1 protein-coding gene is annotated in these 330 nt (G+C 70.6%); it reads right to left on the bottom strand.

Annotated features, from left to right (window positions below):
- Positions 1–306, bottom strand: a 306-nt coding sequence (locus ETD85_RS67205; protein ID WP_170247528.1) for a hypothetical protein, incomplete at its 3' end; no start/stop codon positions are given.
- Between the last annotated feature and the right edge of the window lie 24 nt (positions 307–330).

The raw sequence follows: 330 nt of genomic DNA on the forward strand, positions 1-330 counted from the left end.
CCCGATCACCGGCTCCGCCCTCACGACGAGGACCACGATCACCAGGGGCACCGTCTCGACGCGGCCCACGATCATCCCGGTCACGGAAGCCACCCTCACGACGGGGACCACGATCACCAAAGCCGCCCTCTCGGCGCGGGCCTCGATCGTCCCTGTCACGGAACGGACGACGCTCCTCACCTTCACGACGCGGCCCGCGATCGTCACGGAAACCACCCTCGCGACGGGGACCCCGATCGCCGTAACCACCCTCGCGACGCGGACCCCGATCACCGGCTCCGCCCTCACGACGAGGACCACGATCACCAGGGGCACCGTCTCGACGCGGCC

The sequence above is a fragment of the Nonomuraea zeae genome (genome assembly GCF_005889725.1).
GTDB lineage: Bacteria > Actinomycetota > Actinomycetes > Streptosporangiales > Streptosporangiaceae > Nonomuraea > Nonomuraea zeae.